This is a genomic window from Janibacter terrae NBRC 107853 (assembly GCF_001591405.1).
Lineage (GTDB): Bacteria > Actinomycetota > Actinomycetes > Actinomycetales > Dermatophilaceae > Janibacter > Janibacter terrae.
This window is the reverse complement of record NZ_BCUV01000002.1, coordinates 274785-286732: the sequence shown is the minus strand read 5'-3', so window position 1 is coordinate 286732 and position 11948 is coordinate 274785. Positions and strand designations below refer to the sequence as shown.

At 74.1% G+C, this 11948-nt stretch carries 14 protein-coding genes and 2 riboswitches; of the genes, 3 read left to right on the top strand and 11 right to left on the bottom strand.

Translation table 11 applies throughout. The features are described 5' to 3' along the window. Nucleotides 1-3: 3 nt before the first annotated feature. Together JT1_RS01465 and JT1_RS01460 are read right to left on the bottom strand one after the other, a co-directional pair. Nucleotides 4-702 (bottom strand): anti-sigma factor family protein, encoded by a 699-nt coding sequence (locus tag JT1_RS01465; protein WP_068321853.1) that lies wholly within the window; start codon nucleotides 700-702, stop codon nucleotides 4-6. Then, nucleotides 699-1211, bottom strand: a complete 513-nt coding sequence (locus JT1_RS01460) for a sigma-70 family RNA polymerase sigma factor (protein WP_068321850.1) — start codon at nucleotides 1209-1211, stop codon at nucleotides 699-701. Before JT1_RS01460 ends, JT1_RS01465 begins: the two co-directional genes overlap by 4 nt. 212 nt (nucleotides 1212-1423) lie before the next feature. On the opposite strand from JT1_RS01460, the gene JT1_RS01455 reads away from it, so the two are divergent. Then, a complete protein-coding gene (locus JT1_RS01455) occupies nucleotides 1424-2419 on the top strand; it encodes a malate dehydrogenase (RefSeq protein ID WP_068321847.1) in 996 nt (331 codons plus the stop codon). A gap of 73 nt (nucleotides 2420-2492) precedes the next feature. Here the strand turns inward: JT1_RS01455 and JT1_RS01450 are convergent, their stop codons facing one another. From JT1_RS01450 to JT1_RS01430, 5 genes are all read right to left on the bottom strand, one after another. After that, nucleotides 2493-2813: a DUF3017 domain-containing protein gene (locus tag JT1_RS01450; RefSeq protein ID WP_068321844.1), complete on the bottom strand. Its 321-nt coding sequence runs from the start codon at nucleotides 2811-2813 to the stop codon at nucleotides 2493-2495. Beyond that, nucleotides 2810-3670 carry a bifunctional methylenetetrahydrofolate dehydrogenase/methenyltetrahydrofolate cyclohydrolase gene (locus tag JT1_RS01445; RefSeq protein WP_068321841.1) on the bottom strand — a complete coding sequence of 287 codons (861 nt, stop codon included), beginning with the start codon at nucleotides 3668-3670 and terminating at the stop codon, nucleotides 2810-2812. The genes JT1_RS01450 and JT1_RS01445 overlap by 4 nt, the downstream gene beginning before the upstream one ends. A 29-nt stretch (nucleotides 3671-3699) precedes the next feature. Then, entirely contained in the window at nucleotides 3700-5298 is a 1599-nt protein-coding gene (gene purH, locus JT1_RS01440) for a bifunctional phosphoribosylaminoimidazolecarboxamide formyltransferase/IMP cyclohydrolase (protein ID WP_068321838.1), read from the bottom strand. A 33-nt stretch (nucleotides 5299-5331) separates the two neighbouring features. Then, a riboswitch (ZMP/ZTP riboswitch) is annotated at nucleotides 5332-5405 on the bottom strand. Between the two features lie 27 nt (nucleotides 5406-5432). Continuing rightward, nucleotides 5433-6035, bottom strand: a complete 603-nt coding sequence (purN, locus tag JT1_RS01435; protein WP_068321835.1) for a phosphoribosylglycinamide formyltransferase — start codon at nucleotides 6033-6035, stop codon at nucleotides 5433-5435. A gap of 23 nt (nucleotides 6036-6058) precedes the next feature. Further along, entirely contained in the window at nucleotides 6059-7156 is a 1098-nt protein-coding gene (locus tag JT1_RS01430; protein ID WP_068321832.1) for a cell division protein PerM, read from the bottom strand. Between the two features lie 190 nt (nucleotides 7157-7346). Here JT1_RS01430 and JT1_RS01425 point away from each other — a divergent pair, with 190 nt between their 5' ends. Both JT1_RS01425 and JT1_RS01420 read left to right on the top strand, forming a co-directional pair. Continuing rightward, nucleotides 7347-7853 (top strand): RNA polymerase sigma factor, encoded by a 507-nt coding sequence (locus tag JT1_RS01425; RefSeq protein ID WP_068321827.1) that lies wholly within the window; start codon nucleotides 7347-7349, stop codon nucleotides 7851-7853. After that, nucleotides 7846-8112: a hypothetical protein gene (locus tag JT1_RS01420; RefSeq protein WP_068321824.1), complete on the top strand. Its 267-nt coding sequence runs from the start codon at nucleotides 7846-7848 to the stop codon at nucleotides 8110-8112. Before JT1_RS01425 ends, JT1_RS01420 begins: the two co-directional genes overlap by 8 nt. A gap of 54 nt (nucleotides 8113-8166) precedes the next feature. On the opposite strand, the gene ribH is transcribed toward JT1_RS01420, so the two are convergent. From ribH to ribD, 4 genes are read right to left on the bottom strand one after another with little or no spacing between them, the layout of a single operon-like run. Continuing rightward, nucleotides 8167-8637 carry a 6,7-dimethyl-8-ribityllumazine synthase gene (gene ribH, locus JT1_RS01415; protein ID WP_068321821.1) on the bottom strand — a complete coding sequence of 157 codons (471 nt, stop codon included), beginning with the start codon at nucleotides 8635-8637 and terminating at the stop codon, nucleotides 8167-8169. Beyond that, entirely contained in the window at nucleotides 8634-9878 is a 1245-nt protein-coding gene (locus JT1_RS01410; protein WP_068321818.1) for a bifunctional 3,4-dihydroxy-2-butanone-4-phosphate synthase/GTP cyclohydrolase II, read from the bottom strand. The genes ribH and JT1_RS01410 overlap by 4 nt, the downstream gene beginning before the upstream one ends. After that, nucleotides 9875-10486: a riboflavin synthase gene (locus tag JT1_RS01405; protein WP_068321815.1), complete on the bottom strand. Its 612-nt coding sequence runs from the start codon at nucleotides 10484-10486 to the stop codon at nucleotides 9875-9877. The genes JT1_RS01410 and JT1_RS01405 overlap by 4 nt, the downstream gene beginning before the upstream one ends. Further along, nucleotides 10486-11577, bottom strand: a complete 1092-nt coding sequence (gene ribD, locus JT1_RS01400) for a bifunctional diaminohydroxyphosphoribosylaminopyrimidine deaminase/5-amino-6-(5-phosphoribosylamino)uracil reductase RibD (RefSeq protein ID WP_068321812.1) — start codon at nucleotides 11575-11577, stop codon at nucleotides 10486-10488. Before ribD ends, JT1_RS01405 begins: the two co-directional genes overlap by 1 nt. Nucleotides 11578-11717: 140 nt before the next feature. Beyond that, a riboswitch (FMN riboswitch) is annotated at nucleotides 11718-11851 on the bottom strand. Nucleotides 11852-11948: the final 97 nt, after the last annotated feature.

Below are 11948 nucleotides of genomic sequence, written 5' to 3'. Positions count from 1 at the left end.
GGCTCAGATCGTCAGCCGCAGGAGGGTGGTCCCGTCCTCCGAGCGCATCTCCACGGTTTCGATGTCCCCGCGCCCGGTGGCTGTGGCCGCCGACAGGTGCATCGTCCGCCCGGGCAGGCCCCGCCAGGTGGCCACCCTCTCGGTCGTCCCGCCCTGCGTCCGCACGACGAGGGCGTACTCGGGTTCGTAGGCGGGCGTGTGGCCGGCCTCCTGCTCGTAGGTGCACGTCACCTCGATCCGGGTGCCCCAGGCCACGCTCTCCAGCTGCAGGTCCGCCTCCACCGGCACGCGTCCGACGGCGGTCATCGGGAGCGAGGGCACCGGGCTCGTGGCGACCGGTGGCGCCGCCACCCCCGGGTCCGGGGCGGTGCCGTCGCCGAGCGCGGCCATGCCGAGCGCCGCGGCGGAGACCGTGAGCGCGGCGACGGAGGCGGCGAGGCCGGCCACGACGACGGTGCGCCGTCGCTGCTGGTGCCGCACGTCGGCGACGAGCCCCGGCAGGAGCGTGCGCGGGACGGGGGGCACGGGCAGCAGGTCGTCGGGGCCGACCTGCGCGAGCAGGCCCGGCACCCCCGCGAGCTCGCGCACCGACCGGCTGCAGTCGTCGCACCGGGTGAGGTGCTCCTCGAACTCGAGGCGCTCGGTCGGGGACAGCGCACCCAGCACGTAGGCGCCGTCCCAGCGGGCGAGCTCGCAGGTCATGCGCCGACCCCCTTCTCCTGCAGGGCGAGCCGCAGCGCGCGCAGGGCGTAGTGCGTCCGGGACTTGACCGTCCCCTCGGGGATCCCGAGGGACCGCCCCGCCTCCGCGACCGACGCCCCGCGGAAGTAGCACTCCTGCAGCACGGCGCGGTGGTCAGCAGACAGGGACATGAGCGCATCGGCCACCACCCACGACAGCAGCAGCTCGTCGGTGTGGTCCCGGGCGTCCCGGGCGTCCGGCACGTCGGCCACGCTGAGCTCGCTCTGCGACCGCTTGGTCCGCCACTCGTCGATGACGATGTTGCGGGCCACGGTGAACAGCCACGCCCGCACCGACCCGTGGCTCTCGTCGAGACGAGCACGGTTTCGCCAGGCCCGGATCATCGTCTCCTGCACGACGTCCTCGGCACGCGCGTGGTCACGCCCGGTGAGGCTGAGGCAGTAGCCCCAGAGTGCGGCAGCGTGCTCGTCGTGCAGCTGCTGCATGAGCGCCGTGCCGGTGTCCGTCATGAGACCTCCTGGGAGGCCGTACGCAGGGAGCCCGTCCGCGGTTCACGACCGCGGCCCACCCGCGCCCGGACCCCGGACCCTCCTCCCGCGGACGGGGCGTGTCAACGACGGCCGAGGTGGCCGGAGGGTGAACCTGCCGCACTCGCCGCGCCGCGGCGCTGCTAGCGTCGCAGGGACAGCATTTCCCTGTTTCCGCACGAAGGGGTCCACCAGTGAGCACCACTCCCGTCAAGGTCGCCGTCACCGGCGCCGCCGGCCAGATCGGCTACAGCCTGCTCTTCCGCATCGCCAGCGGATCGCTCTTCGGTCCCGAGACCCCGGTCGAGCTGCGCCTGCTCGAGATCACCCCGGCCCTGAAGGCCCTCGAGGGTGTCGTCATGGAGCTCGACGACTGCGCCTTCCCGACCCTCGCCGGTGTCGAGATCGGCGACGACGCCGACAAGGTCTTCGACGGCGTCAACCACGCCCTGCTCGTCGGCGCCCGCCCCCGCGGCCCCGGCATGGAGCGCGGTGACCTCCTGGAGGCCAACGGCGGCATCTTCGCCCCGCAGGGTGCGGCGCTGAACAAGGTCGCTGCCGACGACGTGCACGTCACGATCACGGGCAACCCGGCCAACACCAACGCGCTCATCGCGATGAACAACGCGCCCGACATCCCCAACGAGCGCTTCAGCGCGCTGACCCGTCTGGACCACAACCGGGCCATCAGCCAGCTGTCCGCCAAGCTCGGCGTGCCGGTCACCGAGATCAAGAAGATGACGATCTGGGGCAACCACTCGGCCACCCAGTACCCCGACCTCTTCCACGCCGAGGTCTCCGGCAAGAACGCCGCCGAGACCGTGGGCGACCAGGAGTGGCTTGAGTCGACCTTCATCCCGACCGTCGCCAAGCGCGGCGCGGCGATCATCGAGGCCCGCGGCGCCTCCTCCGCCGCCTCCGCGGCGTCGGCGACCGTCGACCACGCCCGTGACTGGGCGCTCGGCACCCCCGAGGGCGACTGGGTGTCCATGTCGGTCTGCTCCGACGGCTCGTACGGCGTCCCCGAGGGCCTCATCTCCTCCTTCCCCGTCACCGTCAAGGACGGCAGCTGGGAGATCGTCCAGGGCCTGGAGATCGACGACTTCTCGCGCGCGAAGATCGACGCCTCGGTCGCCGAGCTGGCCGAGGAGCGCGAGGCCGTGACCAAGCTCGGCCTCATCAAGGGCTGACACCGCGCACCACAACAAGGAGGGCCCCGCACCGACCGGTGCGGGGCCCCCTTCGTCGTGCTCGGGATCCGCGTCAGCGGGCGGTGAGGTCCAGCGAGAAGCCCGCGACGAGGACCGCGACCGCGAGGACGACGAGCGTCACGACGTCGACGAGCGGGCCGCGCACGGCGATGCCGCCGGCGCGCGAGCCCGGCAGGGTGACGCGCAGGACCGCGGCGAGCAGCAGCGAGCCCGCGCAGGCGAGCGTGGCCCGCAGCACGTGGTCGGTGAGGATGAAGAGCAGGGCGACGGCGAGGCCGCCGGCGATGAGCCACCAGGCGGCGAGCGGGCGCACGTCGAGCGCCGGTCGGGCCGGCGCCGTCGGCCGATGCTCCCGCTCGCCCGGGCCGGTCATCGCAGGGCCCGCTCCGCGGCCTCGACGACATTGGTGAGGAGCATGGCGCGGGTCATCGGGCCGACGCCGCCGGGGTTGGGGCTGACCCAGCCGGCGACCTCGGCGACGTCTGCGGCGACATCGCCGGCGACCTTGGACGTACCGTCCTCGGCGACCAGCCGGCTCACGCCGACGTCGAGCACGGCCGCACCCGGCTTGACCATGTCGGCGGTGATGATGCCCGGCACGCCGGCGGCGGCGACGACGACGTCGGCCTGGCGCACCTCGGCCGCGAGGTCGCGGGTCCCGGTGTGGCACAGGACCGTCGTCGCGTTCTCGCTGCGGCGGGTGAGGATCAGGCCGAGCGGGCGCCCCACCGTGATGCCGCGACCGACGATGACGACCCGGGCGCCGGCGATCGGCACGTCGTGCCGCCGCAGGAGCTCGATGCAACCCATAGGCGTGCACGGCAGCGGCGCCGGCTCGCCGAGGACGAGCCAGCCGAGGTTCGTCGGGTGCAGGCCGTCGACGTCCTTGGCCGGGTCGACGGCGGAGAGGATCGCGTTCTCGTCCAGGCCGGTCGGCTGCTGCACGAGGAACCCGGTGCAGGCCGGGTCCTCGTTGAGCTCGCGCACGACCGCCAGGACCTCCTCGAGCGTCGAGGTCGCCGGCAGGTCACGGCGGATGCTCGTGATGCCGATCTCGGCGCAGTCCCGGTGCTTCGCGCCCACGTACCAGCGGCTGCCCGGGTCCTCGCCCACGAGCACGGTGCCGAGCCCCGGGGTGACGCCCTGCTCCTTGAGGGCGGCCACCCGGCCGCGCAGCTCGTCCTTGATCGACGCGAGCGCCGCCTTGCCGTCGAGGATCTGTGCTGTCACGACCCCATCCTTTCGTTGATGTCCGGTGCTCAGTGGGCGAAGTGGCGGGTGCCGGTGAAGTACATCGTGATGCCCGCGGCCTGCGCCGCGGCGACGACCTCGTCGTCACGCACGGACCCACCCGGCGCGACGACGGCGCGCACGCCCGCGTCGAGCAGGACCTGGAGCCCGTCGGCGAAGGGGAAGAAGGCGTCCGAGGCCGCGACGGCCCCCTTCGCCCGCTCCTCGCCGGCCCGGCCGACCGCGAGGTGGCACGAGTCGACCCGGTTGACCTGGCCCATGCCGATGCCCACCGAGCCGCCGTCCTTCGCGAGGAGGATCGCGTTGGACTTGGTCGCGCGCACGGCGCGCCACGCGAAGGCGAGGTCCGCGAGCGTCTGCTCGTCGGCGGCATCACCGGTCACGAGCGCCCAGGCGCTCGGGTCGTCCCCGTGCCCCTGCGTCGGCTTGTCCTCCCCCTTCGCCTCGACGACGCCGTCGATCGCGTCGCGCTGCTGCACGAGCAGTCCACCGGAGATCGGTCGGGTCTCGACCCCCCCGGGCGTGGGGGTCGCGACCTTGAGCAGGCGGCGGTTCTTCTTCTCCTTGAGGATCGTCAGGGCGTCGGGCTCGAAGTCCGGCGCCAGGACGACCTCCGAGAAGGTGTCGTTGAGGGCGGTGGCCATCGCCGCGGTGATCGGGCGGTTGCTGGCGACGATGCCGCCGTAGGCGGAGACCGGGTCGCAGGCGTGCGCCCGCTCGTAGGCGGACTCGATGCTCTCCCCCACCGCGATGCCGCACGGGTTGGCGTGCTTGATGATCGCGACGGCCGGCTGGTCGCCGTGGTCGTGCGCGGCGCGCAGGGCCGCGTCACCGTCGATGTAGTTGTTGTACGACATCTCCTTGCCGTGCAGCTGCTCGGCGTGCGCGAGGCCGGCGGCGCCCTCGGTCACGTACAGCGCGGCGGCCTGGTGCGGGTTCTCGCCGTAGCGCAGGCCGGAGGACTTGGTGTACGTGCCACCGATCCACCCCGGGAAGGGGGTGTCGTCGCTCGGGCTGAGCACCGAGCCCATCCACGACGCCACGGCCACGTCGTACGTGGCGGTGTGCACGAAGGCCGCCGCCGCGAGGCGCTCGCGCTGGGCATGGGTGAAGCCGCCGCCGCGCACGGTCTCGAGGACGTCGGCGTAGCTGCTCGGGTCGGTGACGATCGCGACGGACGCGTGGTTCTTGGCCGCGGCGCGCACCATCGTCGGCCCACCGATGTCGATCTTCTCGATGCAGTCCTGGATGCCGGCGCCCGAGGCCACGGTGTCGGCGAAGGGGTAGAGGTTCACGACGACGAGGTCGAAGGGGGTGACCTCCAACTCCTCGAGCTGGCGGACGTGGTCGGGCAGCCGGGTGTCGGCGAGGATGCCCGCGTGCACGCGCGGGTGCAGGGTCTTGACCCGGCCGTCGAGGCACTCGGGGAACCCGGTGAGGTCCTCGACCTTCGTCACGGGCAGGCCCAGCCCGGCGATCGTGGCGGCGGAGCCGCCGGTCGACACGAGCTCGACGCCCGCGGCGGCGAGACCCCGGACGAGGTCCTCGAGGCCGGTCTTGTCGTAGACGGAGACGAGGGCACGGCGGACGGGACGGCGTTCTGACACGAGTACTCCTGGAAGGTCGCTTGCATCTGCAGATGGGCGCACCCAGGCGGGCGATGCACCTCGACTTCGTCACTCCCCGGTGGTGATCCACCTTCGCCAGTCGTGTGCCCCCAGTCTACGAGAGGTCGAGCGACTCAGCGCACCCCGCCGAGGAGGACCCGGCGACCCTCGACCCGCCAGCCACCGGTGGCCATCGCGGTGACGACGTCGACGAGCATCTCGCGCTCGACGACCTTGATCCGCTCGTGGAGCGACTCCTCGGTGTCGTCCGCGGCGATCGCGACGGTCCGCTGCTCGATGATCGGGCCGGTGTCGACGCCGGCGTCGACGAGGTGGGCGGTCGACCCGGTGACGGTGACGCCGTGGGCGAGCGCGTCCCGGACGCCGTGCGCGCCGGGGAACGCGGGCAGCAGCGCCGGGTGGGTGTTGAGGAAGGTGCTGCTCGCGAGAGCCCGCGGCCCGAGGATCTTCATGAAGCCGGCGGTGACGACGAGGTCGGGCTCGTGCCGGGCGATGTCCGCCGCGAGCGCCGCGTCCCAGGCCTCCCGGTCGGGGTGGTCCGCGACCCGCTCGACGAAGGTCCGGACGCCCGCCGCCGCGGCCCGCTCCAGGCCCACGCACTCCCGGTCGGCGCCGACCGCGACGACCTGCGCGGGCAGGTCGGGGGCGTCGAGCAGGGCCTGCAGCAGGGTCCCCGAGCCGGAGACGAGGACGACGAGACGAAGGGGGGCGCTCACCCGCCGCAGTCTAGGTCGAGCGCTCAGCGGCGCAGGACCCACCACTCGCGCGCCAGGACGATGAAGGCCCCGATGCCGAGCTCGAGCACGAGCACCCCGCCGAGCGCCGGCGCCCGGGCGCCGAGGTCGGCCAGGCGCAGGGCACCGAGCGAGCCGCCGGCGAGGGCGTCGAGCAGGACGACGAGGAGTGCGGCCACACCGACCGCGACCGACAAGACGGCGAGCTTGGTCTGGGTCGGGGCCAGCCGCGGCACCCACTGCAGCGCCTCACGGCCGAGCCAGGCGCCGGCGAGGACCGGCAGGAGGACGAGCAGGTGGGTCACCCAGGGCAGGTCGCCCGGCTGGGGCTGCGCGGCGAGGACGGGCACCATCGGCAGCAGGCCGGACTCCGCCCCCGACCACGTCGTCATCGCACCGCCCGCGGTCGAGAAGCCCGGACCGGCGGCGAAGGACAGCGCCCAGATCCCGAGGTTGGGCAGGAGCATCAGCTGCAGGAGCACCAGGAGCGTCCCGCCGAAGACCCCCGCGTCGAGGCCAGCGTGCAGGTGCGCCACCCGGCCGAGGTGCACGGCCGTCGCGACGAGGACCAGTGCGGAGCCGAGGAGGACGAGGAGGGCGGCCCCCTTCGCCCCCGGCACGACGCCGCGACGCAGCGAGGTCGGCGCCCGCTCCCACACCCGCGCGGCCTCCTCGGGCAGCCCGTGCGCGAGGACCAGGCCGAGCGCGGGGAGGACGACGAGCGGGAGGAGCACGCTGGGGACCACAGGTCCGGCCGGCGACAGCAGACCGAGGAGGGAGACGAGCAGGCCGACACCGGCGTAACCGCCGAGCCAGGCGCCCTGGAGCGCGCGCGACGGCTCCTGCGGCAGGCCGCGCCGGGCACCGGCCCGGGCCAGGAGGAGCAGCAGGAGGGTCCCGACGAGGGGCGTCATGGCGAGCGTGCCGTCGCCGAGGTGCAGCCGCGCCCCACCGAGGACCAGCCACAGGAGGCTGCCCGATCCGAGGGCGTCGCCGACGCCGGCGGAGGCACGGGGCACCGCCAGGGCGCCGAGCAGGACGAGGACGACGGGCACGAGCCACCCGGCGAGCGCCGTCAGCGCACCGGCGGCCGCGGCCGCCACCTCGGGCCGCCTGCGAGTAGCGTCTTCTCCCGTCGTGGCCGACCGGATGAGTTCCATCACCGTCACGGCCCCATCGTCACCGACGGGGGACGGCTGGTGGTGGAGGCCAGCCGGGGAGGACCAAAAGAAGTGGAAAGGACCACGCACCCGCGGGGCAACCGCATCGCCGGCACACGCGTCTGGAGAGGTGATGGAGGGAGGTCGGGCATCAGCCGAGGACGAGTTCGACGAGTTCTACCGGGCGACCGCACCGCGCGTGGTGCACCTGGTGTACGCCGCGACGGGCGACCTGGAGCTCGCGCGCGACTCCACCCAGGAGGCCTTCGCCCGCGCATGGCAGCGCTGGGACCAGGTGCGGACCGCGGACGAGCCGGGCGCGTGGGTCCGGACGGTGGCTCGCCGGATCGCCATCTCGACATGGCGCAAGGACTCCAACCGCACCAGGGCGATGGAGCGGCGCGGCGAGGACGCCCGACCGGCCGCGCCGACGGTGGACCGGGTCGCGGTCATCGCCGCCCTGCGCACCCTCGGCCCCGACGTGCGCGAGACCCTGGCCCTGTACTACCTCGCCGACCTGTCGGTCGACGAGATCTCCCGGCAGACGGGCACCCCGTCGGGGACCATCAAGGCACGGCTGCACCGCGGCCGTGCCCAGCTGGCCACGGTCCTCGCCGACACGGAGGTCCACGATGACTGACCGCCACGACACCCCGCGCGGCCCCGACGACGACGAGCTCGTGCGTGCCGCCCTCATGGAGCTCATGGACGACGTGGGCGCGCACCCGCTGCCCGAGCCGTCGGCCGTGCGGGCCCGCGCCGACCTCACGCAGGAGCCCCGTCCGCCGGCCACCCCCTCCTCGGCCGCGACGGGCGCAGCCGCGGACCACCCGGGCATAACAACGCCGACCCGGGAGCAGGGGGGATCGACCGGGTCGGCGCTGTGGGAGACAGGCTAAGCCCGTCAGGTCGTCCGCGTCACCAGTCGGCCTGACCGGGGGCCGTGTCGTGCATCACGCCCGCAGGCCGGCGAGCAGGGCGGCCGTGGCGACGGCGGCCTCTGCGGCCTCGCGGCCCTTGTCCTCCCGGGATCCCGGCAGGCCGGCCCGGTCGAGTGCCTGGGCGTCGTCGTCGCAGGTGAGCAGGCCGAAGCCGATGGGCGTACCCGAGTCGAGCGCCACCCGGGAGAGCCCGTCCGTCGCCGCTGCGCAGACGTAGTCGAAGTGCGGTGTGCCGCCACGGATCACGACGCCGAGGGCGACGACCGCGTCGTGCGTGCCGGCCAGCTCGGCCGCGACGAGCGGCAGCTCGAAGCTGCCCGGGACGCGCACGAGCATCGGCTCGATGCCCGCCTCCGCGAGCGCTGCCCGCGCGCCACCGACGAGACCGTCCATGACCTGCGTGTGCCAGCTCGAGGCGACGACCGCCACGCGCAGGTCGCCGGCCGCGGCGATGTCGATCCTCGGTGCTCCGTGCCCGCTCATCGGGTGCTCCCTTCGTCCGTGTCCGGCAGCCACGGGAGGTCGTGGCCCATCCGGTCGCGCTTGGTGCGCAGGTAGTGCAGGTTGTCACTCGTGACGCCCGCCGGCAGCGGGTCGCGACCGGCGACGGTGATGCCGAGCGCCTGGAGGGCGTCGACCTTGGCCGGGTTGTTGCTCAGCAGCCGCACCGTCGTGACGCCGAGCCGGCGCAGCACCTGGGCGGCGTGGGTGTAGTCCCGTGCGTCGACCGGCAGCCCCAGGTCCGCGTTGGCGTCGACGGTGTCGGCACCGCGGTCCTGGGCGGCGTACGCCCGCAGCTTGTCGACGAGGCCGATGCCCCTGCCCTCGTGCCCGCGCACGTAGACGATGACGCCGGATCCGGCCGAGACGACGGCCGCCATGGCCGCCTGGAGCTGCGGTCCGCAGTCGCAGCGCAACGAGCCGAAGACGTCCCCGGTGAGGCACTCGCTGTGCACCCGCACGAGCGGCGTGCCCCGGCCGATGTCGCCGTGGACGAGCGCCATGTGCTCGGAGCCGTCGACGGCGCTGCGGTAGCCGTGCGCGACGAACTCCCCGTGGGAGGTCGGCAGCCGGGTCGAGACGACGTGCTCGATGAGCGCCTCGGAGCGGCGGCGCAGGTCGACGAGGTCGGCGATGCTCACGAGCGGCCAGCCGCGCTCGTCGGCGAGGCGGCGCAGCCCGGGCAGCCGCGACATCGAGCCGTCCTCCTCGACGACCTCGCAGATGACGCCCGCGGGCGCCCGCCCGGCGAGCCGGCAGAGGTCGACCGCGGCCTCGGTGTGGCCGCGGCGCACGAGCACGCCCCCGTCCCGGGCGCGCAGCGGGAAGACGTGCCCGGGCCGCGCGAGGTCCCCGCGACCGGTGCTCGGGTCCGCGAGCAGCCGCGCCGTGCGGGCGCGGTCGGCGGCGCTGATGCCGGTGGTGACGCCGGTCCTCGCGTCGACGGAGACCGAGTAGGCCGTCCCCTTGGAGTCCTCGTTGATCGCGGTCATCGGCGGCAGCGCGAGCCGGTCGAGCTCGGCACCGGTCATCGCGACGCAGATCACCCCGCTGCCCAGGCGCACCGTGAGGCCCATGAGCTCGTCCGTCGCGGCGTCCGCCGCGAAGATGATGTCGCCCTCGTTCTCCCGGTCCGCGTCGTCGACGACGAGCACCGGGCGACCGGCCGCGATCGCCTCGATCGCGGTCTCGATCGGGTCGAGCAGGTCGTCGTCGTGGGTCATCGCGGGTCCTTCGGGTCGAGTGCGAGCATGCGCTGCACGTACTTGCCGAGGATGTCCACCTCGACGTTGACGCGGTCGCCGACTCCCTTGCGGCCCAAGGTCGTCAGCTCCATCGTCGTGGGGATGAGGGCCACCTCGACGTGGTCGTCCCCGGCGGCGGTCAGGGTGAGGCTCACGCCGTCGAGGCAGATCGAGCCCTTCTCGACGACGAAGGGGGCCAGCGCCGGGTCAATCGCCAGGCGCACCTCCTCCCACCTGTCGCCCGGGCGGCGCTGGGTGATCGTCGCGGTCCCGTCGACGTGCCCCTGCACGAGGTGGCCGTCGAGGCGGGCGCCGAGCACCATGGCCCGCTCGAGGTTGACCGCGTCGCCGACGGCGAGGTCGCCGAGCACGGTGCGGCGCAGGCTCTCGGCCATGACGTCGAAGGTGACCTCACCCCCCTTCGCCTCCGTGTCGGTGACGGTGAGGCAGGCGCCGTTGACGGCGATGGAGGCCCCGTGCGGTGCGTCGGTCGTCGTGACCTGCCCTCGCACGGTGATGCGGCTGGAGTCGGCCCCCTCCTCGACGGCGACGACCTCCCCCAGCTCCTCGATGATCCCGGTGAACATCAGTGGTCCCTTCTGACGGTGGCGGTGAGGGCGACGTCGTCGCCCAGCCGCTGCACGTCGGTCGTGTCGAGGCGCAGCGCGCCGGTCATGGTCGTGATGCCCGCGTCGGCGAGGACCGAGGTCCCGGCGCCGAGCAGGGCGGGGGCGATGTGGGCGACGACCTCGTCGACGAGGTCGTGCGCGATGCAGGTTGCGGCGAGGCGCGCGCCGCCCTCGAGGAGCAGTGAGCGCACCCCGCGCTCGTGCAGGGTCGTGAGGACGGCCACGACGTCGAGGCCGCGCGGGCCGCGCGGCACGGCGAGGACGTCGACGCCGGCGGCGAGCAGCCGGGAGGCGTCGGCGTCGTCCGCGACGACGACGAGGGTCGGTGCGACGTCGTCGAGCACGCGGGCGTCGAGCGGGATCCTCGCGCCGGAGTCGAGGACGACGCGCAGTGGCTGGTGGGCGCCGGGCAGGTCCCGGACGGCGAGGTGGGGGTCGTCGGCCCGCAGCGTCCCGCCCCCGACGAGGACCGCGTCGCGCTCCGCGCGCAGCCGGTGCACGGCGGCCCGCGCCTGCGGCCCGGTGATCCACCGGCTCGTCCCGTCGGCGGCGGCGGTGCGGCCGTCGAGGGTGCTCGCGAGCTTCCACGTGACGTGCGGTCGACCGGCGACCGTCGCGCGCAGCCAGGCCCGGTTGACGTGCGCGGCGGCCTCCCGACCGACTCCCTCCACGACGTCGACACCGTTGTCCCGCAACAGGTCCGCTCCCCCGCCGGCGGTGCGCGTGGGGTCGGGCACGGCGATGACGACGCTCGCGATGCCCGCCTCGAGCAGCGCGCTCGTGCACGGTCCGGTGCGGCCCGTGTGCCGGCACGGCTCGAGGGTGACGACGGCGGTGCCGCCGCGGGCGGCGTCGCCGGCGGCCCGCAGGGCGACGACCTCGGCGTGCGGTCCCCCGGCCCGCTCGTGGTGGCCCTCGCCCACGATGCGCCCGCTGGCGTCGAGCACGACGCAGCCGACGACCGGGTTGGGGCTGGTGCGACCGAGGCCGCGCGCGGCCAGCCCGACGGCTCGCGCCATCGCGGTCTCGATGATCAAGCGGTGCTGCATGTGCCTCTCCGTGGTCCGACGCGGACCACGGGGGCGAAGGGAGACACGCCCGTCGGGCGTGGCGGCGTGCGCCGGGCCACCGGCACCCCGGTGGGACCGCGCCGGGTGTGGAGGACCCACGCACGGCACGGCAGGCGACGCCGCGTGCTGCCTCCCATCCGGACTTTCACCGTCGGTCCCGGAATTTCACCGGCTCGGCCCGACCTCGGTGAGGAGGACGGGTTCGCGGACTGTCACCGCCGGCTCGGAATTGCACCGACCCCGGAGCACGCGTACGACAACTCGTACGCCGTGAAGGATACTCGCGCCCCGCCGCAGGGTCACCCGCGGTCCACGTGGTGGCGCCCACGTGGACCGCGGGGTGTCTCAGT

What these genes read in the sequence shown, in the direction of transcription:
- JT1_RS01465 (WP_068321853.1), bottom strand. Translation starts at nt 702, where the DNA reads ATGACCTGCGAGCTCGCCCGCTGGGACGGCGCCTACGTGCTGGGTGCG.
- JT1_RS01460 (WP_068321850.1), bottom strand. Translation starts at nt 1,211, where the DNA reads ATGACGGACACCGGCACGGCGCTCATGCAGCAGCTGCACGACGAGCAC.
- JT1_RS01450 (WP_068321844.1), bottom strand. Translation starts at nt 2,813, where the DNA reads ATGACCGGCCCGGGCGAGCGGGAGCATCGGCCGACGGCGCCGGCCCGA.
- JT1_RS01425 (WP_068321827.1), top strand. Translation starts at nt 7,347, where the DNA reads ATGGAGGGAGGTCGGGCATCAGCCGAGGACGAGTTCGACGAGTTCTAC.
- JT1_RS01420 (WP_068321824.1), top strand. Translation starts at nt 7,846, where the DNA reads ATGACTGACCGCCACGACACCCCGCGCGGCCCCGACGACGACGAGCTC.
- ribH (WP_068321821.1), bottom strand. Translation starts at nt 8,637, where the DNA reads ATGAGCGGGCACGGAGCACCGAGGATCGACATCGCCGCGGCCGGCGAC.
- JT1_RS01410 (WP_068321818.1), bottom strand. Translation starts at nt 9,878, where the DNA reads ATGACCCACGACGACGACCTGCTCGACCCGATCGAGACCGCGATCGAG.
- JT1_RS01405 (WP_068321815.1), bottom strand. Translation starts at nt 10,486, where the DNA reads ATGTTCACCGGGATCATCGAGGAGCTGGGGGAGGTCGTCGCCGTCGAG.
- ribD (WP_068321812.1), bottom strand. Translation starts at nt 11,577, where the DNA reads ATGCAGCACCGCTTGATCATCGAGACCGCGATGGCGCGAGCCGTCGGG.